The 22,333-nt window shown below is 55.8% G+C and carries 19 protein-coding genes; 5 read left to right on the plus strand and 14 right to left on the minus strand.

All coding sequences use genetic code 11. The annotated features are described in order from the left end of the window. The first annotated feature begins 88 nt into the window (after window positions 1-88). Together yghU and FHW71_RS12710 are read left to right on the plus strand one after the other, a co-directional pair. Entirely contained in the window at window positions 89-970 is an 882-nt protein-coding gene (gene yghU, locus FHW71_RS12705; protein WP_008106935.1) for a glutathione-dependent disulfide-bond oxidoreductase, read from the plus strand. Beyond that, complete coding sequence (locus FHW71_RS12710) at window positions 970-1,260, plus strand: DUF1330 domain-containing protein (RefSeq protein WP_179451863.1); 291 nt, start codon at window positions 970-972, stop codon at window positions 1,258-1,260. The genes yghU and FHW71_RS12710 overlap by 1 nt, the downstream gene beginning before the upstream one ends. Before the next feature lie 461 nt (window positions 1,261-1,721). On the opposite strand, the gene FHW71_RS12715 is transcribed toward FHW71_RS12710, so the two are convergent. Beyond that, a complete protein-coding gene (locus tag FHW71_RS12715; protein WP_179451862.1) occupies window positions 1,722-3,173 on the minus strand; it encodes a methyl-accepting chemotaxis protein in 1,452 nt (483 codons plus the stop codon). 230 nt (window positions 3,174-3,403) lie between these two features. On the opposite strand from FHW71_RS12715, the gene FHW71_RS12720 reads away from it, so the two are divergent. Next, entirely contained in the window at window positions 3,404-4,333 is a 930-nt protein-coding gene (locus tag FHW71_RS12720; protein WP_179451861.1) for a glycosyltransferase family 2 protein, read from the plus strand. Window positions 4,334-4,377: 44 nt separating this feature from the next. On the opposite strand, the gene FHW71_RS12725 is transcribed toward FHW71_RS12720, so the two are convergent. From FHW71_RS12725 to FHW71_RS12745, 5 genes are all read right to left on the minus strand, one after another. Continuing rightward, window positions 4,378-5,625 (minus strand): O-antigen ligase family protein, encoded by a 1,248-nt coding sequence (locus FHW71_RS12725; RefSeq protein WP_179451860.1) that lies wholly within the window; start codon window positions 5,623-5,625, stop codon window positions 4,378-4,380. Continuing rightward, window positions 5,626-6,594 (minus strand): glycosyltransferase, encoded by a 969-nt coding sequence (locus FHW71_RS12730; protein ID WP_179451859.1) that lies wholly within the window; start codon window positions 6,592-6,594, stop codon window positions 5,626-5,628. A 198-nt stretch (window positions 6,595-6,792) separates the two neighbouring features. Beyond that, complete coding sequence (locus FHW71_RS12735) at window positions 6,793-7,707, minus strand: substrate-binding domain-containing protein (protein WP_101762333.1); 915 nt, start codon at window positions 7,705-7,707, stop codon at window positions 6,793-6,795. 85 nt (window positions 7,708-7,792) lie between these two features. Continuing rightward, entirely contained in the window at window positions 7,793-8,572 is a 780-nt protein-coding gene (locus tag FHW71_RS12740; protein ID WP_179451858.1) for a TIM barrel protein, read from the minus strand. Continuing rightward, entirely contained in the window at window positions 8,572-9,591 is a 1,020-nt protein-coding gene (locus FHW71_RS12745) for a Gfo/Idh/MocA family oxidoreductase (protein ID WP_154182562.1), read from the minus strand. The genes FHW71_RS12740 and FHW71_RS12745 overlap by 1 nt, the downstream gene beginning before the upstream one ends. Window positions 9,592-9,788: 197 nt before the next feature. On the opposite strand from FHW71_RS12745, the gene FHW71_RS12750 reads away from it, so the two are divergent. Then, on the plus strand, window positions 9,789-11,741 hold the full coding sequence (locus FHW71_RS12750; RefSeq protein ID WP_179451857.1) for a sigma 54-interacting transcriptional regulator: 1,953 nt from the start codon (window positions 9,789-9,791) through the stop codon (window positions 11,739-11,741). Window positions 11,742-11,788: 47 nt separating this feature from the next. On the opposite strand, the gene FHW71_RS12755 is transcribed toward FHW71_RS12750, so the two are convergent. The 4 genes from FHW71_RS12755 to FHW71_RS12770 form a co-directional block, all read right to left on the minus strand. After that, window positions 11,789-12,472 (minus strand): SDR family oxidoreductase, encoded by a 684-nt coding sequence (locus FHW71_RS12755; protein ID WP_179451856.1) that lies wholly within the window; start codon window positions 12,470-12,472, stop codon window positions 11,789-11,791. Next, complete coding sequence (locus tag FHW71_RS12760) at window positions 12,469-13,656, minus strand: exo-alpha-sialidase (RefSeq protein ID WP_179451855.1); 1,188 nt, start codon at window positions 13,654-13,656, stop codon at window positions 12,469-12,471. The genes FHW71_RS12755 and FHW71_RS12760 overlap by 4 nt, the downstream gene beginning before the upstream one ends. 1 nt (window position 13,657) lies before the next feature. Further along, window positions 13,658-15,079: a sodium:solute symporter family protein gene (locus tag FHW71_RS12765; RefSeq protein ID WP_179451854.1), complete on the minus strand. Its 1,422-nt coding sequence runs from the start codon at window positions 15,077-15,079 to the stop codon at window positions 13,658-13,660. 254 nt (window positions 15,080-15,333) lie between these two features. Beyond that, entirely contained in the window at window positions 15,334-16,239 is a 906-nt protein-coding gene (locus FHW71_RS12770; RefSeq protein ID WP_179452016.1) for a LysR family transcriptional regulator, read from the minus strand. 85 nt (window positions 16,240-16,324) lie between these two features. Here FHW71_RS12770 and FHW71_RS12775 point away from each other — a divergent pair, with 85 nt between their 5' ends. Then, window positions 16,325-17,395 (plus strand): tartrate dehydrogenase, encoded by a 1,071-nt coding sequence (locus FHW71_RS12775; protein ID WP_179451853.1) that lies wholly within the window; start codon window positions 16,325-16,327, stop codon window positions 17,393-17,395. 77 nt (window positions 17,396-17,472) lie between these two features. Here the strand turns inward: FHW71_RS12775 and FHW71_RS12780 are convergent, their stop codons facing one another. The 4 genes from FHW71_RS12780 to FHW71_RS12795 form a co-directional block, all read right to left on the minus strand. Next, window positions 17,473-18,801, minus strand: a complete 1,329-nt coding sequence (locus FHW71_RS12780; RefSeq protein ID WP_179451852.1) for a glycoside hydrolase family 28 protein — start codon at window positions 18,799-18,801, stop codon at window positions 17,473-17,475. A 198-nt stretch (window positions 18,802-18,999) separates the two neighbouring features. Further along, window positions 19,000-19,815: a carbohydrate ABC transporter permease gene (locus FHW71_RS12785; RefSeq protein ID WP_061723466.1), complete on the minus strand. Its 816-nt coding sequence runs from the start codon at window positions 19,813-19,815 to the stop codon at window positions 19,000-19,002. Beyond that, entirely contained in the window at window positions 19,815-20,687 is an 873-nt protein-coding gene (locus FHW71_RS12790; protein ID WP_154154622.1) for a sugar ABC transporter permease, read from the minus strand. The genes FHW71_RS12785 and FHW71_RS12790 overlap by 1 nt, the downstream gene beginning before the upstream one ends. Window positions 20,688-20,746: 59 nt before the next feature. Beyond that, a complete protein-coding gene (locus FHW71_RS12795; protein ID WP_008105576.1) occupies window positions 20,747-22,090 on the minus strand; it encodes an extracellular solute-binding protein in 1,344 nt (447 codons plus the stop codon). Window positions 22,091-22,333 lie beyond the last annotated feature (243 nt).

Raw genomic sequence — 22,333 nt, forward strand, 5'->3', positions numbered from 1 at the left:
CGCACCGCCAGCGCGGTTAAATCGCCTGTATCACGCGCTGCTACACTCAGTAGCAGCAAAAATACAAACACAACAAGGCGAAACCACTATGTCGGAACATCAGTATCAGCCCGCGAAAGTCTGGACCTGGGACCCGGAAGCCAAAGGTAACGGCGCGAAAACCAACCGTCCAACCGCCGGGCCGACGCACGAGAAAGCCCTGCCGGTCGGCAAACATCCGCTGCAGCTTTATTCGCTCGGCACGCCAAACGGCCAGAAAATTACTATCCTGCTGGAAGAGTTGCTGGCGGTCGGTGCCAAAGACGCTGAGTACGATGCCTGGCTGATCCGTATCGGCGATGGCGATCAGTTCTCCAGCGGATTTGTCGATGTAAACCCGAACTCGAAAATCCCGGCGCTGAGCGACCATTCCGTCACGCCACCGCAGCGCGTGTTCGAATCCGGCAACATCCTGCTCTATCTGGCTGAGAAGTTTGGCCACTTCCTGCCTACCTCGCTGGCGGGCCGCACCGAAACCCTGAACTGGCTGTTCTGGCTGCAAGGTTCTGCGCCGTACCTCGGCGGCGGCTTTGGTCACTTCTATCACTACGCGCCAGAAAAAATCGAATACGCCATCAACCGCTTCACGCTGGAAGCCAAACGTCAGCTGGATGTGCTGGATCGTCAGCTGGCCGACAATCGTTTCCTCGCCGGTGACGAATACACCATTGCTGATATCGCCACCTGGCCGTGGTACGGCAATCTGGTGCTGAACAACCAGTATGGCGGCAGCGAATTCCTTGATGCGCAGTCGTACAAAAATGTGGTGCGCTGGGCGAAAGAGATTGCTGAGCGTCCGGCGGTGATTCGTGGTCGTAAAGTGAATCGCGCCTTTGGTGCCGAGCCGCAGGATCAGCTGCTGGAGCGCCATGATGCCGCCGATTTCGATAACAACACTGAAGACAAACGCCAGGCGCGAGGAGAGAAGTAATGGCTGCATATGTGGTGTTTATTAAGGACGAAACCTTAGACAAAGACGAGCTGGCGAAGTACTCCGAGAAAGCCGGCCAGGCGCGCGGCGATCACCCGATCACCCCGCTGGCGTTTTATGGCGCGCTGGAAACGCTGGAAGGCCCGGAAGCGGAAGGCGTGGTGGTGCTGGAGTTCCCGGATGCTGAGGCGGCGAAAGGCTGGTATTTCAGCCCGGCGTATCAGGAAGCCAAAGCGCATCGCCTGAAAGGCGCGAAGTACCGCGTGCTGCTGGTGAATGGCGTCGCGTAAGCGCGTCCGCGCAGTGATTAACCAGGTCGCCATAAATGGCGACCCTACAGTGTTTGGCGAGGTTTTCGTAGGGTGCGCATTCATGCGCACCAGGCCGCCATGATTGGCAACCCGACGAGATTTATAGCGGTTGTGAGTTAATAATTCGCACTACTGCTGCAGCGTGGGTGTTGAGGCGACATCCCATTCCGCTGAACGAATGAGGGATTCCAGGGCGAGCCGCAAGGATGCGGCGAGAGGTGGCGCTGAGCAGGAGCGAATCGACACCGGTCCGTCAGGAATCGTGAATGAGTGAAGGTACCGCGCAGCGGCGGGTTGGGCTGACGCAAGGCCCGGGAGTGCAGAGGGCGTGGCCAGACGCCCTTTGCTCGGTCGCTGCACGAAAGTGCTGCAACTGCCTAAGCACATGGCGAACGAAAGTCGCTCTGCGCTTAACTGATCGGCATTACGCCATGACGTTTCTATCCCAACTTAAACAACGAAATCGCCTGCTTCAACGCATTGGCCTGCTGCTGTTGTTGCTGCGCCACTTGCAACGTTTCCGCCACATGCTGCACGTTATGATGCACGCTGTGATCGATGCTATTGATGCTCTGCTGAATCTGCTCAATGCTCAAATTCTGCTGCTCACTCATCTCCGACAGTTCCGTTACCAGCTGCGATAACCCACTAATACTGCTATGAATCTCGCGCATGGTTTGTGCCGCATGCTCCACCTGCACGGTGCCGTGCTCGGTGCTGGTTGAACTGGCATCCATCAGCTGACGGATTTCACGCGCCGCACTTTCGCTGCGCATCGCCAGATTACGCACTTCGCTGGCGACCACGGCGAAACCGCGTCCGTGATTACCGGCGCGCGCCGCTTCCACCGAGGCGTTCAGTGACAGAATGTTGGTCTGAAAGGCAATGCCGTCGATCAGCTCCAGAATGATCTTCACCCTTCTCGACTCTTCGCTGATTTTCTCCATCGAGCGAATCGCCGACTGAATATTCTCTTCACCACGCGTCGCCACCACGCGGGTTTCACTCGCCAGCTCGCGTGCGCTCTGCGCTTTGTCGCGGGTTAAGCTGGCGGCGATGCTGATTTCCGTCATCGCGCTGGCCGCCACTTCCAACGCCTGCGCCTGTTCATCGGTGCGCGTCGAGAGCGCGGCGTTGCGTTCAAGAATGCTATCGGACTCCGCCAGCAACAGGCCTACGCCGTCGCTAACCTGATGCAAAGTGCCGTGCATGGTGCCAAGCGTAGTACTGAAGGTGCGTGCAAACGGCGTTTCACTCTGCTGCGTATCGGCACTCAGCGTGAGATAACCGGCTTGCTGATTGATGTGGGCCGCCAGTTGCGCCACTTCGCTGGCGGAGCGCGCATCGGCTGCCATCTGGCGCGCAATCACCAGCAGCATCGCGGTTTGTACCACCACAAACAGCGCGTGGAAAAACACCATGTCCCAGCCCGGATGATGGAACACCACCACGCCGAACAGATCATTTTCCTGCAGATAATTGAATAACACATGATGCGTGGCGGCCGCCGTAGCACCCATCAATAACGGGCGCACATCACGCCATGCCAGCAGCGCCCACATCAGCACAAACACCGAGAAGTGGTATTCGGTTTCGCCGCCGCCTACCTGAATCAGCAAGCCCGCCCAGCCGATTAACAACGTGGATAACACCAGCCGTGAAGTGAGCGTACCGCGCAGTGCGGTGCCAAAAAACGTCGCCAGCAGCGCCAGCACTAAGCCGGCAATCAGCGCCACCAGCACGCTGTCATTGAGCCAGCCAACGCCAAGTGCAATCGGCAACAGCGCCCAACAGAGGATCACCGCCAGGCTATCCGCGCGCTGGGCAATACGTTTGAGCGAAACCATTTCCACCGGCGAAGCCGCCGGGCCTGACAAGGGCGTTGCGATCATGACATTTTTCCACACCAGAAGTTGATCGTAGAGCCCCAAAATCCTGGGGCAAAGCGCACGGACTCAGTGGTAAAAACATCGGCGGAGCGGCGCGAAAGTTTAGTTACGGTAATTAATGATGTGTGGAGTTGTGAGGAGTATCACCGAAGCCGTGCAACACAATTTCATTCCCTTCAGCACAGAAAACGATAGACTTGTTCGCCACACAGGCTGTTAACGGATAGAGGCTAATGATGGATTCACCCTGCACGCTCAGCGTCCTGGTCACGGCTCATAATTGCGAAAAGTATATTGCCGAGACATTAAACAGCCTTAAAGAGGCCTGCACGGGCGTTGAGGATGCTGTCGAGATTATTTTGGTGAACGACTCATCCACGGACAATACCGGTGAGTTGCTGCATACCTTTGCCGCTTCATTCAGCCATGTGAAAATCTTTGACGTGATGCTCCGTAACATCGGCAAGGTAAGAAATTTTGGCGTCAGCAAATGCAGCGGCCACTATGTCACTATGCTGGATGGCGACGATCAGCTTCTGCCGCACGCCTTTGCTGACATCGTGCGGTTTTTGCAGGCACAACAACCCGATATTCTGCTGGCGCCGCTGAATGAAGTTTATGAAAGTAAGCCGCAGCCGCTAATGTGGAACGGTTTGCAGGTTACTGCCTTATCGCAGCATCAGGTGATTGAAAAATTCCTTATCCATCGCGATATTCAGGCGCACTTCATTGGTCAGTTTATTAGACGATCGCTGTTTGCCGATAATCACTTTCCCGATTTCACCTGCTATGAAGATGCGTATTTATTTCCTTCTATCCTGAAAGCCAGTGAAAAGATCTCTTTAGCAAAATATGGGCCTTATCTTTATTTTAAACGGGGTCAAAGCCTCTCCAGCGCGCTGGATGCCAATAAAATATCGATGCTGATTAAAGCCACGCAACAGATGGATGCTGTGTTAGGTGAAAAATACCGTAACTTGCTCGCTTGCCATTGGATCAATCTGGCGCATAAATTTTATCCGTTAATCAGCGATGAGCATGAAAAAGGTGTCGTGAAGCAGGCAATAGAGCACGTGCCTTTGGTTTCATTCCTAATGGATAGTAAAGTCAGGTTTAGTTTGAAGAAAAAATATCTAAGGATGAAGTTGCGGGGGATGGCTTGAATTGTTGAGTAAAGCGGTCGCCATAAATGGCGACCCTACAAAGTCTATTTATTGGTTATGGGTTTACGCTGTATCAGCGCATAACTCATAATAATCGAGGCCATCAGAATAAACACCGAACTGCTTTGTATCCATACGGTATCAGTTAAACCGAAAATAAAAATGGAAACAGGCAGCAGCGCGACATCCAATGCCTGACGCCGTACAGCCACCATAATCAACCCAACATAAAAAATAATCAGGGTGACGGCACCGGCGATCCCTTGCAGCGAAAGCGTTTCTAATAAGTCATCATGCAAGTGATACATGACATTTTTATAGGCTTCAGGATTAGCACGTTCATTGGCTTTAATATAAGCGCGTGCTTTATCCGTTCTGTCATCCGGACTTTGCCCCAGCAGCGACCAGGAGACGCTGTGATAGCCACTTTTCCAGATCGAGAAACGTGCACCAATCGAGGTGTCATTATTTTTTTGATAACTATCGATCTCGTTCTGGATATTGTCCAGGCGATGCATAATAGAGCTTGGCATCAAGAACAGGCCACCAGCAATGAGTAGCACTAGAATCACCAGTGAATATTTTCCCGCCCAGCGATGAACCAGATAGAAACATAGCAGGTATAAAACAGGCAACACCAATACCGCCGCACGAGATTCAGTGAGGAACATCAGTAGCATATTCACCACAAAGATAGCCGTGAACAGCAGAATTTGATTGAGACGGCGAACGATCACCTTATTGACAATAAACAGTGCAGTTAAAGCCAATGCCGTGATCAGGTACGAAACGGTTCCAGCTGAATCTGTGAGTAATCTAATACGTTGCTGTGTCTGAGCGTGCTCATAAAAAGCGGCACCAAGCGTCAGCAGTAAACCAAAAATCAACAGGCACACGCTAATGCGCAAGACTTTCTCCGACAGACAATGACGCCATGCGATGAAAAAATAGCTTACAAAAGCGGAGATAATGAAGAGTTTCCCGCCCTGAAAATAGTTATCCACCACATCACTGAAATACGCATCGGCATAAATACGCGACCAAATCACCCTGACTAAGCCCAAGAGCAAAATGGGAATGGCGACGATAAAAGCACTCTTATCCAGTACGAATTTTCTTTTTATTCCCTGAGCAAGCAGAAAAAACAGCGTTAAATAACCGACCAGATAGAATGTTTTCTTAGGGTATGCCGGAATAACTAACGAGGTCGCAAACGCCATAGTCAACAACAGAAAGCAAAGCTGATAAACATTGTTTTCGGTTAGCAGCGGCTTTAAACGTAAAGTCTGCACTCAAAAATACCTCATTTTAAAATACTTAATGCGCCAATAGAGTGCCGATAACCGTTGATGGCTACGGAACAAATATTTATACATTCTCTTCGCTTGCTGCGCGTTTTTAGGTGCTTCGAAAGGAACATCTGCCAACGGTGAAATCTGATAAAGATCGCGATAGTAATGGCCAACGTGTTGTTGATTCCACTGTTGCCAGGGTTTATCAGCACCAGCGTAATGCAATAAGCAGGTATTATGCGGCACATCCTGCGTATAACCGTTATCATCGTGTGAGAGCATGTTAATGGTATTAAAGCGAGCTTCCGTAAATATCACACGATCTTCAAGCAACGTATTTAACGCATCCTGATCAAGATACTGGAACTGTTTTCCCTTTTCGCTGAGCAAATTAAAAGCGCGTTCACTCACCTGCTCTCGGTTCCACTTTTGAACATCAATCAGCATCATGCCAGCATTAAAGTAGCGTTTTCCACGCAGGCCAACATTTTCAGCCAACTGCGCTTGCAGTGCTGCAATCTCACCCACAACCAGGGCAATCACTTCGGATGGCATGGCAATTTGCCATAATTCGTCGAGAGGATTCAGACAAACCATATCCGCATCGAGATAAAGCAGTTTATCGGCATGAGGCAATATAAGCGGAGCGAGAAAACGATAATAGGTCGCGCGAGTGAACAGCTCTGTAGTGGGGAAAGTACTAAACAGACTGTCCTGAATATGATGCAGCGTTAATCCATGTGACTGTCCGGTGAATACTTTTTCCAGACGCGCCGTATCAATTGCGGAGATTTCCGAAGAGATAAGATGAAAGTGATAACGCGCATCATCGGCATGCTTGATTATCGACATGATGGTAATCAACGAGTGGGCGATGAATTTACCATCAACACCAAAAAAGATATGCCGGTCGCTTTGCGCGGGGAAAAGGTGCTGAGAATTAATGGTCTTGAGAATGTCTTTATCCATCCTGCACTTTTCTCCGGGTGAACGCGTGCGTTCTGTCAATGCATCGTGCCTGAGCAATTATTAACCAGAAGCGATTCTGGTTGCAGCCGGAGTTTATCAGTCAGAGTTAGGCAAATAAAGCGAAGTGGAGGGGGAATAAATCTGGTTTCCAGCGTAAAACTCTCCTGCAAGCAGGAGAGTTTTCGTCAGCTAAAAAGGTTATTTCGCGGCGAACTGCGCGTAGTTCTCAGGCGTAATGGTTTGATAAGGAATCCAGTTAAACTCCTGCACTTTCTGTTTCTCCAGCAGCGCTTTAGTCACCTGCACCGCGCCGGTCGCCTGCCCTTTTGCATCCTGGAAAATCGTCAGCGTCATTTTGCCGTTCTTCACGAACTGCTGACCATCCGGCGTGCCGTCGATACCGGCGACCAAAATCTTCTCATTCTTCGCCTGGTTGAGCGCCATGATGGCACCAATCGCCATCTCATCATTATTCGCCGCGATAGCGTCAATCGGACGCTGGTTCAGCAGCCAGCTCGACACCACATCCACCGCTTCGTTGCGCTGCCATTTGGCGCTCTGCTTCTCAATCACCTTCATATCTTTGTATTTAGCGATCACCGCTTCCACCGCACGGGTGCGTTCGCGCGCTTCTTCGTTCGACAACGCGCCCATCAGAATCGCTACGTTACCTTTGTAGTTCATCTTCTTCGCCAGTGCTTCCATCTGCATTTCGCCGCCTAACGCCGAGTCTGAACCGACATACGCCATGTCGGTGGGCAACTTCACTTCTGGCTTACGATTGACGAAGATTAGCGGAATGCCGGCGTTTTTCGCTGCGGTAATCATCGGCAATACGCCTTGGGTATCCACCGGATTGAGGATGATGGCATCGACGCCCTGATTCACAAAATCATCCACCTGCTGCACCTGCAGCGCCACATCGCCTTTGGCATCGACAAACTGGCTGTTGAGCTGATTAGCTTTTAGCTCAGCCTGCATCTGGGTGCGCAGAATCGAAACAAAGTTAAGATCGAAGTTGGCCAGCGCTACGCCGACGGTGAAGGTTTTAGCGCTCACGCTCAGACTGAGCAGCAGCGCGCAGAGGCACAGCATCACATTTCTGATGTTCATGGGTTAGTCCTGTAGGGTTGAGATATTATTATTTATTTCATCGAGTTAACGCCGAGCAACAGGCAAATACCCGGCGGTGGAACAATTAAAGCGTGAAGTGATCGCGGAACTGCTGCAGCGCGGCGCCACTTTCGCCGCTGGCCCAGCCTTCCAGCGCAACCGTGCCCTGATAGCCGACATCGTGCAGCGCGCGGGCGATGGCGCGATAGTTAATCTCGCCGGTGCCCGGCTGCTGACGCCCCGGCACATCGGCCACCTGAATCTCACCAATCGCCGAACCACAGCGGCGAATCAGTTCGATCAAATTGCCTTCGCCGATCTGCGCGTGATACAGGTCGAGGTTCATCTTCAGCGCTGGGCTGTTTACCGCTTCCACCAGCGCCAGCGTGTCGGCGGCCAGCGCGAACGGCGTGCCGGGATGGTCAACCGGCAAGTTGAGGTTCTCCAGCGTAAAGACGCGTCCGGCGCGCTCGCCCAGCTGCGCCACCTTGCGCAGCGTATCGGCGGCTTTCAGCCACATCGCGCCGGTCACCACTTCAACCGGTTTGACCGGCAAACCTTTGTCATCCAGGCCGGTGCCGTGCAGGTTTAATGCCGGACAGTTGAGCCGTTCGGCTACCGCCAGCGACGCTTCGGCACTTTGCAGCAGCTGCTGGATCTCGTCATCGTCGGTCAGGTTGCCGCTGACGTAGCCGGTCATCGAGGTGAAACGCGCGCCGGTTGCTGCCAGCGCATCAATATCTTTGTTGGCCCAGCCCCAGATTTCGACGCCAAAACCCAGTTCGTGAATGCGTTTCACGCGCTCGGCGAATGGCAGATCGAGAAACACCATTTCGGCACATACCGACAGCTGATAACCGGCCATTAGCGACCTCCCAGTTTGATCGGCTGCTGCTGCTGCACCGAGTCGATACAGGCCAGCGCGATCTCCAGCGCGTTGCGCGCATCTTCACCGGTAGCGCGCGGTGTCTCGCCACTGCGAATGCAGCGGGCAAATTCCGCCATCTCCGCCACATAGGCTTCACGCAGCAGGTCTGAATCCATGCGTGAGGTTTCAATCGCGATGCCATCCTGGTGATAGCGCACGCAGTTGTTAACGTTGATGTGGCCCGCCTGCAGCATGCCTTTGCTGCCGAACACTTCGCCGCGCACGTCGTAGCCATATACCGCCTGGAAGTTGGCTTCAGCGGTGGCAATCGCGCCGTTATCAAAGCGAATGGTGACCACCGAAGTGTCGAGCAAGCCTTTGTCTTTGAAATCCGGACGCACCAGCGCATCGGCCAGCGCATAGACTTCCACCGGCTTCGCGCCAGGGTTGAAATGCAACAGCGTGTCGAAATCGTGAATCAGCGTTTCGAGGAAGATCGTCCACTGCGGGATGCGCGAAGGATCGTGCAGGCCGGGATCGCGCGTCAACGATCGGCTCAGCTGCGTTGTGCCATTCTCACCTGCTTTCACTGCGGCGATCGCCGCCGCAAAACCTGAATCAAAGCGGCGGTTAAAACCGACCTGCAACACCACGCCAGCCGCTTTCGCGGCAGCAATCGCGCGATCCGCCTCATCCAGCGTTACCGCCATCGGCTTTTCGCAGAACACATGCTTGCCGGCCTTGGCGGCGGCGATCACCCATTCGGCGTGCGTACGCGCCGGCGCGGCAATCGCCACCGCTTCAATCTCTGGATCTTGCAGCAGCGCATGCAGATCGCTGTAGGCTTTGGCGACGCCCAGCTTGTTGGTCAGCGCTTCGGCCGCGCCCGGTTGCGGATCGGCCACCGCCGCCAGGATCGCTCCCGGCACGCGCCAGGCCAGGTTTTCCGCGTGGAAGCTGCCCATGCGTCCGGCGCCAATCAGGCCGACGCGTACTGGCTTAAGATGAAATGTCATGACCTATTCCTTTTTGTTTTGGATGTGCTCATTCGAGCGCAGGGATGTGCAATCTGTAGTGCAAAGGCGATGCCAACTACAATCCGCCGCTTTATGTGAGGCATAACACAGATATAGCTCACAATCTGGCAACAAAATTTACATGTCAACTTCACATGTCAATAAAATGTACATTCCATCTTGGTCAGGAGTGTCACATGCGTGCCAATGAGCGTTTGCCGTTTAAAGATGAAAGCGATCCGATCTTCAGCTTGCCGGACAGCGCCGAGGTGGGTGAATGGGATACGTTGTTGTGGCAGGGCTGGCACAGCTTCGAACGCGGCGAACAGCCTGGCTGGATGCGGCACAGCATTTTGCAGTCGTGGCAGCGATCGCAGCAGCGCGCGATCGATCCCGCCACCTTTGCCTATGTCTCTCCGCCCGCTGCAGAACTGGCGGCGATCCTTGAGCACAACGCCGAGTTGATCCTCGCAGCGCGCAGCATCATGGAGAACCTGCTGGCGTATAACCCGGATGGCCACATCAATCTGACCGATGCGCAAGGCGTGACGCTGCATTTCTGCGGCGCGGATCTGACGCCGGTCGGCAGCATCCTGCGCGAAGAGGTGCTCGGCACCAACTGCACCGCGCGCTGCCTGATTGAGCAGCGGCTGGTGTATGTGCTGAGCGGCGAGAACTGGAAGCTCGATCTGCGCAAACGCCATCGCCAGTGCGCCGCCGCGCCGGTGCGTGATGCCAGCGGCCAGTTGCTGGGCGTACTCACGTTGACCGCCACGCCCGACAACTTCAATGCGCACACGCTCGGCACGGTACAGGCGGCAGCGGAAGCGGTCGGTCAGCAATTGATGCTGCGCCGTTTGCTGGCCGAGCAGCAGTCGATCCTCGAAACCCTGAACGAAGGCGTGATCGTCTGCGATCGCCACGGCCGCATCAAAACGCTGAATCGCTATGCCCGCCAGATCTTTAGCGGCCTCGATCCCAACGCCGGGCCGATCGACGTGCTGCTGCAACCACAAGGCGGATCGCTGCTCACCATGCAGTTCTGCAATGACCGTGAGCTGCAATTTATGCCGGATGGTGTGAATCCCCTTTCCTGCCTGATTTCGCTAATGCCCGCGCCCGACGGCGGCCGCGTGCTGTCGCTGCGCGAAAACCAGCGTATCCGCGCCATTACGCGCCGTGTGATGGGCGTGGGCGCCAGCTACACCTTTGAGATGATTCGCGGGCACGCACCGCGCGTGCTACAAGCGATTCAGAAAGCGCGCGCCAGCAGCCGCTCTGACAGCACCGTGCTATTAACCGGCGAAAGCGGCACCGGCAAAGAGTTATTCGCGCAGGCGATTCACAACGCCAGCCCGCGCCAGCAGGAAGCCTTTATCGCGCTCAACTGCGGCGCGCTGCCGCGTGATTTGGTGCAGAGCGAACTGTTTGGCTATGTCGACGGTGCTTTTACCGGATCGCGGCGCGGCGGCTCAGCGGGCAAATTTGAGCTGGCGGATGGCGGCACCTTGTTCCTCGATGAGATTGGCGAGATGCCGCTCGAGGCACAAACCAGCCTGCTGCGCGTGCTGCAGGAAGGCGAAGTGGTGAGAATCGGCGCGGCGCATCCCATCAAGGTTAACGTGCGTATCATCGCCGCCACCCACTGCAATCTGCTGGATGCGGTGGAGAAAGGCGCGTTCCGCCGCGATCTCTACTATCGCCTGAATGTAATTTCGCTAGAGATTCCGCCACTGCGCGAGCGTCAGGAGGATATTCCCGGCCTGGTGAATACTTTTATTCAGGCGCTCTGCACCCGGCTGAAGCGCATCGCACCGCAGCTCTCCGCCGAGGCGATGAGCTGTTTACAGGCGTGGCACTGGCCCGGCAACGTGCGCGAGCTGGAGAATCTGGTCGAGCGCATGGTGAATCTGTGTGAAGGGCTGGAGATTGATCGCCACGATTTGCCGGAAGAGATGGTGCAGCGTAACGCGCCTGTCGCCAGCGAATTGACCTCGCTGCAGGAGAATGAGCGCCAGCATGTGATGCAGGTGGTGCGCGAGCAGAAAGGCAACCTGCGCCAGTCCGCGCAGCTGCTGGGGATTTCACGCACTGCGCTGTATAACAAGCTGAATCTGTGGCAGGTGGATGTGGCGGGATTGCGGCGCTGATTATGTAGGGTCGCCATTCATGGCGACCTGGTTTTCAACCGCACAACTTACAACGACGCCCCACCACAGATCACCAACTCCTGCCCGGTAATCGCATCAGCGGCCGGCGACAGCACAAATCCCGCCAGCGCCGCCACTTCCTCTGGCTTGATATAGCGCCCCATCGGCGGCAGCGTTGGCGGTGAACTGGCGCGGCCGGGCTGCTGCAGCATTGGCGTCTCCGTCGCGCCCGGCGCAATCACATTCACTGTGATGCCTTTGGGTGCCAGTTCCGCCGCCCAGCTGCGTGCCATGCCCACCATTGCCGCCTTGGTGCTCACGTACTGGCTGCGATTCGCCGCGCCGCGTGACGTGCGGCTGCCGATCAGCAAGATACGATCGCCCTGCGCCATCTGCGGCTGCAAGGCATTCGCCATGATCTGCGCCACCTGCACGTGCAGGTACCACAAACGCGCGCTCTGCTCCTCATCCAACTCACCAAGCGGCGCAGCCGCCATCATGCCTGCAGCGTGCACCAGCGCATCCACCTTTGGCAGCGCCAGTAGCGCCTGCTTTAGCAGATTGGCATCCAACAAATCCACGCTGACCGAGGTGAACGCCGGATGATCTCTCTGCACCGGCGTGCGGCTAAAACCGGTCACCTGCCAACCTTGTTGCAACAGATGGTCAGCGATGGCCGCGCCAATGCCAGAGCTGACGCCCGTCACCAGCGCGTGTCGCGGCCTGCTCATCCTTTCACCCAACTTTCATCGACGCGCACGTATTTAATCGCCTGACGAAAATAGGTGTAAGCCACATGCAGCGCACCATCGTCACTTTGCTTGATGCTCGGATAGGAGAACTCGCGGTTGAGTTTTTGCTGCGAATTATTGGTCATGCAGTAGCCGTCGCCCTCGTCGAGATTGCGCTGCCATGGCCAGCTTTTGCCGCCATCGGCGGAAATCGCCAAAGTCATTGGCGCGCGGGGTGCGCCCCAAAATGCGGTGCGTCCGCTGTGCACCACCGGCTCGGCCGCCACCGCCACATCGCCGTCATCCTCTTCATCTTCGATTTCGTCATACAGCGATAAGCGGCGCTCGCTGGCATCTTTGGCGCTCATGGCATTAAACACCAGCGCCAGATGGCCGTTGCGCAGCGTCGTGACCTGAATCGACGAATTGTTGTTTGGCAGTTCAGTCGCCAGCGGCGCACTCCAGCTTTCGCCGCCATCGGTCGAACGGCTTTGATAGATAAAATCGGCCCAACGGCTGCGATACAGCGCCAGCAAGCTGCCATCCTGCAGCAGCGTAATGTTCATATGCACGCAGCCCAGGCTGTCTGGCACCGCCACATCGCGCCAGCTTTGGCCTTTATCGCTGGAGATTTTCACCGCGCTGATATCATCGTTACCCACCCATTTCACGCCTGGCTGCGTTCGGCAATAAAACACCGGCAGCAGCAAGTTACCATTTGGCAGCACCACAATCGGCTGGCGAATAAAGGTGCCGGGCTGATCGAGCAAGGTGTCGATGGCGCCCCAGCTGCGGCCGAAATCACGTGACTGACGGTAGCGCACAATCGCGGTGTCCTGATTGCCGGATTTCTGCGCCGTCCACAGCAGCCAAAGAACCTGTTCGGGATCGAGGAATAGCACCGGATTCTGCTCGGATCGCGTGGGATCGTCAGAGAGCTTTTGTGCCTCGCTCCACTGCGTGCTGCCGTTTTCCAGCCGCGAGCACCAGACCGAAATATCGGCGATCCCTTCCTGCGTGCCACCAAACCATACGCACAGCAGGTCGCCATTGGGCAGCGGCAACAGATTCGCCGCGTGATTCTGTGGGCAGACCGAAGGCAGCATTGCCGTGAGCTGTTGCGCATCCTGTGTGTGCGGAGAGAGGTTACCGCTGCGTTCAACGGTAAGGGTTAAATCACTCATTTCAGGCTCCACTGTTTTGCATTGAAGATTTCGGGGCTTTTTTGTCATGGGCTTGGCTTGACGGGATCAGGCGGTCAATCACCATGATCACCGCAGGCGTGACCAGCGCCACATACATGTTGTTGATACCAAAAGGATCGCCGAGCAGATACCACACCGAAGTCATGACGCAGGCACCAATCAGGCCGGCATTAGCGCCGCGCGTGCTTTTAAAGAACGGCAGATAGAAGGCGATGATTGCCACCACTGAAATCGACAGACGAATGGCGCGGGTGAAGAATGAGAGCTTCAACACTTCCGGCACGAACAGCACGAAAATCAGCGGCAGGAAACCGATCAGCAGCGACAGCCAGCGCGTCATGCGGAACTCGCGCTCCGGCGTCGGATTGCGATAGGGAACGTAGAAATCTTTCACCACCAGCGAGGCAATCGCCAGCGCTACGGTGCTGACGCTGACGAAGATCGACGCCACTAATGAGGTGGTGACAATCCCCGCCAGCCACGGGCTCATATCCTGCAGGAACACCGGCAACGCATAGAGACTTTTGATATCGGGATGCAGGTATTTCGCCGCCACGCCAATCAGCGCGATGGCAATGGCAATCGGCATGCAGAAGAAGAACGCCACCCAGGTCGCACGTTTAGCGGACTCGGCACTTTTGGTCGAGGCAATCGCCTGAATTACAAACTGCGTACAGAAGATCGAGCCGATGGTACCAATCATCCAGGCGAAGATGGTGCTGCCGCCGACGTTGCCATCCCACGTCCAGTAGAAATGCGGCATCTCTTTGATCATCGGGCTAACGCCGCCGGTCATGTGCAGCGCCACACCGAGAATGATCAGAATACCGATATATTTCAGTCCGCTGTGCAGCAGCGTGACCCAGGCGATGCCTTTCATGCCGCCGAACATAAAGTAGAACGTACTGACGATCGCGGTGATCACCGCTGCGGTGGTGAGATCGAGGTTGAGCACCGTGGAGATCGCCGCCGCACCGCTAACGTAGTTACCAACGTTAACCAGCAGCAGCGCATAGATCATGATCAGCGAGATGATGTTTTTGGTGGAGTTGCCATAACGTTCAGCGATCGCCGCAGAGATGGTGATTTTGCCGGTGTTGTAGATGCGTTTTACCAGCAGAAAACCAAACAGCGGGAAACCGATGGCGGCACCAATCACCGACCATGACGCGGCAAAGCCATCCTCGAAGGCTGCCTGAGCCGTGCCGATGGTGGATTTTGCGCCGATGTATTCCGACATCAGCATCACGCCCACCACAAAAGCCGGCATCACATTGGATCCGGCCATAAAGTCACCGCTGTTTTTACTGCGCAGGCGCCAGGTGAGCCAGGTGGTGAACAGGATGTACGCAATGACAATCCCGACGATAATCACCATCCCTTCTGTAGAGAATTGTTTCATTTCAGCCTCATCGATAACGTAGGGTCGTGGAACGCGCTGGGCTTCACGCGTTCCGTTGATGAGGTGGCCGATGTTGTTATTAACGCGTGTCTATGCACTTCGCCACCCCACTTACGCTTATGATTCATTTCGCTCAAACAAGAATGAATTTACGCATAATGGAGGCAATTTATAGGATAAACAGGGCTGAATTTGTTTGATGCTGCTCACAAATCATCAATGATGATTATAAATAATCAAAATAGACTTATTAATTACAGCTCCGTCTGCAGGAAATCAACAAACGCGCTGATGCGTACCGGCAACTGACGCTGCGGCTGCCAGACGGCAAAAATGTCGCCATCAGCGGCGCTCCACTCTGGCAGCACATGCAGCAGTTCACCGCGTTTGATGCTGTGCTGCGCATCCCACCACGAACGCAGCAGAATGCCATGCCCATCTAACGCCATTTGCATTGCCACTTCGCCATCGTTGGTGATTAAGCTGCCGCGCACCTTTTGCGTCAGCTGCTGTGTGCCATCACCCAAGCGCCACAGCGCGAAATCACTGTCGAACTGGCGCAGTAAAATGCAGTTGTGCTGGGCCAGCGCGGCGATGCTTGCCGGCATGCCGTGGCGCGCGGCGTACGCAGGTGAGCAGCACAGTACGCGCGGATTAGTGCGCAGCTTACGCGCGATGAGTCGCGCATCGGGCGGCTCACCGACGCGGATGTCGATGTCCACGCGCGCATCGAGAAAATTAAGCGGCTGGCTGCTGAGCTGCAAACTCATGGCTAATTCGGGATGCAGCGCGGCAAAGCGCGACACGCAAGGTGCGACGTGACGCCGTCCAAAGCCGAAAGAGGCGTTGATGTTGAGCGAGCCGCGCAGCACCGAGGTTTGGCTGCTCACCGATTCCTCCAGCTCCGCCAGCTGATCCAGTAGCGGACGCGCACCCTCCAGATAGCGTTTGCCCTCCGCCGTCAGTTCCAGCCGCCGCGTGGTGCGCTTGAGCAGCTGCACACCTAAGCGCTGCTCCAGCTGGCTCAGGCGCTTACTCACCGCCGGTAGCGATAAGCCAAGTTCGCGTGCGGCAGCGGTTAAGCTGTCCAGCGCCGCCACGCGCACGAAGAACGCCAGATCGTCGGTTGAGGTGCGCGATTCTCTACTTTTATTCAACATTGGCTTATCGCTCAGGCTAATTATTTCCCACAGATGCATGGTTATACTGCGTACAGAACATCAACAGCAACCTGCGAGAAACCCTATGAGCGGCAAAACCTATAAAATCGCCGTCATCCCTGGCGATGGCATTGGCAAAGAAGTGATGCCTGAAGGCATCCGCGTGATGGATGCAGCGGCAAAGAAATTTGATATTGCGCTGGAGTGGCAATGGTTTGATTTCGCCAGCGCCGAATATTGGCAGCAGCACGGCAAAATGCTGCCCGATGACTGGTTCGCCACGCTCAGCCAGTTCGATGCCATCTACTTTGGCGCGGTGGGCTGGCCGGATGTGGTGCCGGATCACGTGTCGCTGTGGGGATCGCTGCTGCAATTCCGTCGCGAGTTTGATCAGTACGTCAATCTGCGCCCGGTACGTCTGATGCCGGGCGTCAAAGCGCCGCTGGCCAATCGTCAGCCCGGGGATATCGATTTCTACGTGGTGCGTGAAAATACCGAGGGCGAATACTCGTCGGTCGGCGGCACCATGTTCCCCGGCACCGATCGTGAAGTGGTGATTCAGGAAACGGTGATGACGCGCGTTGGCGTCGATCGCATCCTGAAATTTGCCTACGATCTGGCGCAGAAGCGCCCGAAAAAACACCTCACGTCCGCGACTAAATCCAACGGCATCGCCATTACCATGCCGTATTGGGACAGCCGCGTGGAAGCGATGGCACCGAGCTATCCTGAAGTGAAAGTCGATAAATATCATATCGATATTCTCACCGCTAACTTTGTGCTGCATCCGGATTGGTTCGATGTGGTGGTCGCCAGCAACCTGTTTGGCGACATCCTGTCGGATCTCGGCCCAGCTTGTACCGGCACCATCGGCATTGCGCCTTCGGCCAACATCAATCCGGAAGGCAAATTCCCTAGCCTGTTTGAGCCGGTGCATGGATCGGCGCCAGATATCGCCGGTAAAGGCGTGGCCAACCCGATTGGCCAGATTTGGTGTGGCGCGATGATGCTGGAGCATCTGGGCTATGCCGAAGCGGGCGCGGCGGTATTGGATGCCATTGAGCGCACGCTGGCAGCGGGCAACAGCCTGACGCGTGACCTCGGCGGCAACGCGTCAACCGAGGAGCTTGGCGCGGCTATCGCGCAGGCGCTGTAACATCCAGGTGCGCATAAATGCGCACCATCCCGTCGTAGGGTCGCCATTTATGGCGACCTCAATTACAGGTACGCACCCTACGAAATCTGTACCGTTTCCGCATGCCAGCCGTGCGGCAACGGTTGCGGGCGCGCAATCACCACGTTATGCAACTGCAGATTCTCCACGCCGCGTGCAAACACGCCCGGCAATCCATCCGGATAAGCGGCAACGCCGTACGCTAAACCCGATGCGCTATCCAGTTTATACGCATTGTCCAAACCCATGCCGGTCGGCGATTCGGGGTTACACGGCGGGCGCACATCGTAATGCCCTTGATCCGCGCCTGTCGCCACCACTTGCCGCAGCTGCACATTCGCCAGCATCACATCACGAATCTGTCCCGGCTGTTCCGCATGCAGGTTAATTGCCCCTTCCATCACACCGCTGACGTTGCTGAATTGCAGCTGCTCGATGCTGCCCGGCACTATCGCCGGATCGCGCGCGCGCACTGAAACAAACAGTGCATCGGCTTTACCCCAATGACACGGCGGCGCGTGGCGGCAGGCCAGCGTGATATTGCTGAACAGCAAACGGCGGAACTGGCCGCCATCGCGCGATAGCAAGCCAATCGCGCGGTTGGAATCAAAGATGGTGCAGCCGGAGACGGTGACATCTTCCACGTCGTCGAAGGTTTCGGTGCCGATTTTGAACGCGCAGCTGTAAGAACGCAGCAGGCAGTTGCTGATCATGATTTGTCGCGCGGCACGTCGCAGATGCGCGGGTTTGTGTGTAGTTTTGATGCAGATGGCGTCATCGGCCGCACTCAGGTAGCTATTGCTGACAAACACCGCTTCACAGCTGTCGATATCCAGCGCATCGGTGTTCGGCATGCTCATGCTGTTATCGATAGTGAGATGATCGACGTGCACATGGCGGCAACTCACCAAATGTACCGTCCACATTGGCGCCTGAACAATAGTGAAATCTTCCAGCGTCACCTGCTCGCAATCCTCAAACACCACGATGCGCGGGCGCTGCGGACGCGGCAGACGATAACCCTGATCGTCCTTTTCTGCGGCAAACCAGGCATCGCCGTTACCGTCGATCACCCCTTTGCCACTGATGCGAATATTGCGCTGTCCGGCGGCGTAGATCAGCACATGCTGTGACAGTTCAGCCTGGCTCTGCGCCAGCTGCTGCTGATAATCCTCAACGCGGGAACTGGCGAGCAGCGTGGCGCCCGCTTCGAGATGCAGATTGATGTTGGAACCCAGCGTCAGCGTGCCGAGATGATAGCGACCGGGCGGCACCGACAAAGTGCCGCCGCCGCGCGATGCCAGATGATTGAGAGCGCGCTGGAAGCAGTAAGTATCCAGCGTTTCGCCATCGGCGATGGGATAGAAATCAGCCAGTGAAACGTGCATGCGGTTCTCCTGAATAGCGGCGATGCGCTATTGCAGCACGCGCCGCATGACCAAAACCTTTTGCTGGTGGACAATAAGTGCCGTTATGTATCGTGCGTTCATCACGAAGGTCGCCATAAATGGCGACCCTACGACGGTGGTGTGTGGATGTTGTAGGGTCGCCATTCATGGCGACCGTGATGATTGTGGTGTGCGACCTTACTTGACCGCGCCTTCGGTGACGCCGCTGATAAATTTGCGCTGAAACACCAGGAACACCGCCACCAGCGGCAGGATGACAATCATTGCGCCCGCCATCAGCACCGGAATATCGATGGTGTTTTTGTTCTGGAAAAACATCATGCCGATCGGCAAGGTGCGCAGCTCATCTTTATTCACCAGAATCAACGGAATAAGGAACTCGTTCCACGTCCAGATAAACAGCAGCAGCGCCAGCGTAGACAGCGTCGGCCAAATCGCCGGTACCAATAAACCCCAAAGAATTTTGCGGCGCGATGCACCATCCATCACCGCCGCTTCCACCAGCTCGCGCGGCACCTGCTGCAACGCGGTGGCGATCATCAACGTGGTGAACGGCAGCGACAAAGCGATTTGCGGCAGAATCAGCGCCAGATAGGTATTAGTGAGGCCCATCCAGCGCAGTTCGTGATAGAGCGGAATAATAAAGGCTTCACTCGGCAGCACCATGCCAAGGCCCAGCAGTGCGGCAACCACCGTTTTGCCGGGGATCTTCAGCCAGGCAAAACCGAATCCCGCCAGAATGCCGAGCAGGATGCTGCAGATCACCACCGGAATCACCACCAGCACCGAGTTCATGAAGTAGACGTTGAAATGTCCCTGCTGCCACGCGGTGATGTAATTTTTAAAGTTGATTGATGAAGGCAAGGTGAACACGCCCTGAAACAGCTCCATCTGGGTCTTAAACGAGGTCATCAGCGCCATTAAAAACGGCAGAATGGTCATCAGCGCGACAATCCAGATCAGCGCGCGTGAGACAGTTGGCGTGCCGCGCATCAGTGACGCTCCCGTAGACAAAGATGAATTAAGCCGTTGATCATCAACACAATCAGCATACTGAATACCGCCACGGCGGAGGCGTAGCCGAAGTAGTGCAGATCAAAGCCCTGCTTATACATAAAGATGTTGGTCACCATGGTTGACGTGCCCGGTCCGCCCTGCGTCATCACGTAGACCAGATCGAAAGCTTTGAGGCTGGCGATCACCGTCAGCAGCAGCGCGATGCGCAGTTCGGGACGCAGCGACGGCAGCGTGATGCGCATAAATTTCTGGCGGCGTGATGAGCCATCGAGATCGGCCGCTTCCAGCAGTGAGGGATCCATGCGCTGCAAGCCGGCCATAAATAGCACTAAGCAGAAACCGAAGAAGTACCAGGTAGCGACAAAGCCCACGGCGGGCAGCGCCCAGGTAAAATCGCCCAGCCACGACTTCGCCAGCTGCGGCAAACCGATGGCGCGCAGAAACTGATCGATAGGGCCAAACGCCGGGTTATACAGCCAGCGCCACACCACGCCCAGCACTGCCATCGGCATGATATAGGGCAGGAAGAAGAGAATACGCAACACGCTGCGCTCTTTGTTATTGCGCGTCTCATACAGGAAGCTGCACAGCAGCAGCCCAACGCCAATCGGAAACAGCGTGTAGAACAGCATCAGCAAGGCGTTATTGCCGAGCGCCACCCAGAACACCGGATCCTGGAACATGCGCAGATAGTTGCCCATGCCGATGAAAATCGGCCACGAGGTGCCGTCCCATTCAGTGAAGCTGATCCCTAACGAGGCCAGCAGCGGCAGCAGCAGAAACACCGCATACACCAGCACCGCGGGCAGAAGATAGAGCGCATTGCGCCAGGCAGATTTATTCAGCATAACCGTACTCGCTTGCGGGCCTGTTCGCGGCCCGGCCACTTACGCCGGGCCGTACGTCATCAGTGCTTGAGGGTTTTCAGGTAACGTTGATAATTGTTATCGAAGTTGATCACCATCTGATCGGCGGTTTGACGTCCCGCCAGCAGCAGCTGCACATTCTGATTCAGTTCAGCGTTCATGGTTGGTGTGGCCCAGTCGAGATAATGGCCGAGACCATCGTTGTCATTCAGCGTTACCCACACCTGATACGCTTCCGCCAGCAGCGGGTTGTCCGCTGGAATCTGCGCATTTTTGCTGGTGCCAGCCGGCAGGAAGCCCACTTTCAACCAGCGGTTCGCCATCTCATCCGAGACGATGTAATCGATGAATTTCGCCGCTGCGTCCTGCTGCGCCTTGTCTTTGGCGGTGCTGGTGATAGAGAACGCCAGATCGGTGCCGCCCACCATCAGCGGATGCTGCACGCCCTCGCCCGCAGGCATCGCAGCGAAGTGCAGATCTTTGTTGTCTTTAAACTGGCCGAGATACCAGGTTCCACTTACCAGGAACGCCGCCTGACCATTCTGGAACAGGGTCGCAGCATCATCGTGCCCAATGCCCTGGAAGCCGGGGAACAGATAGCCTTTATCGTTCCAGCCTTTCATCAGGTTGGCGGCTTTCACCAGCTTGTCGTCTTTAAAGGTGCCGCCCACGTCGTAAATCAGATCGTCGAGTTTTTTCCGGTCGCTGCTCTCAATCTGCGCTTCCCACAAGGTGCTGAGCAGCTGCTGGCCCATGTTGCCGTCAAGTAAGCCCAGCATCATCGGCGGCGTGCCGGCGGCTTTGAGTTTCTCCATCGCCTGCTCAAGTTCCGGCAAGGTTTTAGGCACCGCGACACCGGCTTTATCCAGCAGCGCTTTGTTGTAGTACAACCCCACCATCTCGCCGAGGCTCGCCACGCCGTAGAGTTTACCGCTGCCGAAATCTTGTTTATCTGACCAACGGTTACGTTTCAGGATCGAATCCGGGAAGCGCGTGGTCCAGCCGTAGGTTTTGGCGTAATCATCCAGCGGCCACAGCAGTTTGTCTTTCACCAGCGAGCCCATATCGCCGCCGCCCTGATTCACCTGCGCAATCTGCGGCCCGTCACCGGCGGTCAACGCCAGCTTGAGCGGAATGCGCGTGTCTTCAAAGGAGTGCACCGAACGCTGAATCACAATGCCCGGATTCTTTTGCTGGAACGCTTTTACCGCTTCATCCACCGCTTCGGTCTGCTGCGGATAGTTGTAAATATCCCACTCATTCAGGGTGACGGCCTGCGCGGCTGCCATGGTCGCACCGAGCAAAATCCCGGCGGAGACCAGACGCGACACGGTGCGCAGTGAGCTTTGCAAACGGGAAGGACGATTGGTTGAATCACACATCATGCTCGGTTTCTCCAACAGATGACTGGCATCCCTTCATCTCGACACCTGCGATTCCCGGCAGGTTGATTCAGCAGCGACAACGCACATAACTCATACTTACTTTATGCACAAAATAAAGTCAAACATCGACACTGCGGAATTTTTGCTCTGTGATACAGTGCAAAGAGTAAGAAGAAAAGCCACTGGAACAGCAGAGGATGCTGCGATTCAGTGCGCAAACCAGACGGCGTTGAAGATTAAAGC

This window comes from Enterobacter sp. Sphag1F, assembly GCF_014193275.1.
In the GTDB taxonomy this organism is placed as follows: Bacteria; Pseudomonadota; Gammaproteobacteria; order Enterobacterales; family Enterobacteriaceae; genus Pantoea; species Pantoea symbiotica.

Coding starts and splice junctions, on each gene's coding strand:
- FHW71_RS12775 (WP_179451853.1), top strand. CDS start 16,325: ATGAGCGGCAAAACCTATAAAATCGCCGTCATCCCTGGCGATGGCATT.
- FHW71_RS12745 (WP_154182562.1), bottom strand. CDS start 9,591: ATGACATTTCATCTTAAGCCAGTACGCGTCGGCCTGATTGGCGCCGGA.
- FHW71_RS12785 (WP_061723466.1), bottom strand. CDS start 19,815: ATGCGCGGCACGCCAACTGTCTCACGCGCGCTGATCTGGATTGTCGCG.
- FHW71_RS12740 (WP_179451858.1), bottom strand. CDS start 8,572: ATGGCCGGTTATCAGCTGTCGGTATGTGCCGAAATGGTGTTTCTCGAT.
- FHW71_RS12710 (WP_179451863.1), top strand. CDS start 970: ATGGCTGCATATGTGGTGTTTATTAAGGACGAAACCTTAGACAAAGAC.
- FHW71_RS12730 (WP_179451859.1), bottom strand. CDS start 6,594: ATGGATAAAGACATTCTCAAGACCATTAATTCTCAGCACCTTTTCCCC.
- FHW71_RS12765 (WP_179451854.1), bottom strand. CDS start 15,079: ATGAAACAATTCTCTACAGAAGGGATGGTGATTATCGTCGGGATTGTC.
- FHW71_RS12750 (WP_179451857.1), top strand. CDS start 9,789: ATGCGTGCCAATGAGCGTTTGCCGTTTAAAGATGAAAGCGATCCGATC.
- FHW71_RS12755 (WP_179451856.1), bottom strand. CDS start 12,472: ATGAGCAGGCCGCGACACGCGCTGGTGACGGGCGTCAGCTCTGGCATT.
- FHW71_RS12760 (WP_179451855.1), bottom strand. CDS start 13,656: ATGAGTGATTTAACCCTTACCGTTGAACGCAGCGGTAACCTCTCTCCG.
- FHW71_RS12715 (WP_179451862.1), bottom strand. CDS start 3,173: ATGATCGCAACGCCCTTGTCAGGCCCGGCGGCTTCGCCGGTGGAAATG.
- yghU (WP_008106935.1), top strand. CDS start 89: ATGTCGGAACATCAGTATCAGCCCGCGAAAGTCTGGACCTGGGACCCG.
- FHW71_RS12790 (WP_154154622.1), bottom strand. CDS start 20,687: ATGCTGAATAAATCTGCCTGGCGCAATGCGCTCTATCTTCTGCCCGCG.
- FHW71_RS12735 (WP_101762333.1), bottom strand. CDS start 7,707: ATGAACATCAGAAATGTGATGCTGTGCCTCTGCGCGCTGCTGCTCAGT.
- FHW71_RS12770 (WP_179452016.1), bottom strand. CDS start 16,239: ATGTTGAATAAAAGTAGAGAATCGCGCACCTCAACCGACGATCTGGCG.
- FHW71_RS12780 (WP_179451852.1), bottom strand. CDS start 18,801: ATGCACGTTTCACTGGCTGATTTCTATCCCATCGCCGATGGCGAAACG.
- FHW71_RS12795 (WP_008105576.1), bottom strand. CDS start 22,090: ATGATGTGTGATTCAACCAATCGTCCTTCCCGTTTGCAAAGCTCACTG.
- FHW71_RS12720 (WP_179451861.1), top strand. CDS start 3,404: ATGATGGATTCACCCTGCACGCTCAGCGTCCTGGTCACGGCTCATAAT.